1 protein-coding gene is annotated in these 600 nt (G+C 39.3%); it reads left to right on the top strand.

Annotation, left to right across the window (positions count from 1 at the left end):
• Positions 1-600: Cna B-type domain-containing protein (locus BAU28_RS24670; protein WP_116500469.1), on the top strand; the 600-nt coding region annotated here is incomplete at both ends.

Genomic DNA, 600 nt, shown 5'->3' with positions numbered 1-600 from the left:
ATACAAAAGTAGGCGAAACAAAAGTAGAAGGAACGAAAACATGGAACGACGATAACGCGAAAGATCGTCCGGAAATGATTAAAGTAGACCTTTTACAAAATGGTAAAGTAGTAGACACAAAAGAAGTAACAACGGCAACAGAATGGAAGTACACATTTGAAAAGCTCCAAGCATACGATGCAAACGGAGTAGCATACAAGTATGAAGTGAAAGAGCAGCCAGTAGCTGGATATGAATCAAAAGTAAATGGTACTGACATCACAAATACAAAAGTAGGCAAAACAACAGTAGAAGGAACGAAGACATGGAACGACGATAACGCGAAAGATCGTCCAGAAATGGTTAAAGTAGACCTTTTACAAAATGGTACAGTGATTGCGACGCAAGAAGTAAGCAAAGTAACAGACTGGAAATACGAATTCAAAGATTTAGCAGCATACGATGCAAACGGAGTAGCATACAAGTATGAAGTGAAAGAACAACCAGTAGCCGGATATGAATCCAAAGTAAACGGTACTGACATCACAAATACAAAAGTAGGCGAAACAAAAGTAGAAGGAACGAAAACATGGAACGACGATAACGCGAAAGATCGTCCGG

Source organism: Bacillus paramycoides (assembly GCF_001884235.1).
Classification (GTDB): domain Bacteria; phylum Bacillota; class Bacilli; order Bacillales; family Bacillaceae_G; genus Bacillus_A; species Bacillus_A paramycoides.
The sequence above is the reverse complement of the archived record's forward strand: the minus strand, read 5'-3'. Positions and strand labels throughout refer to the sequence as shown.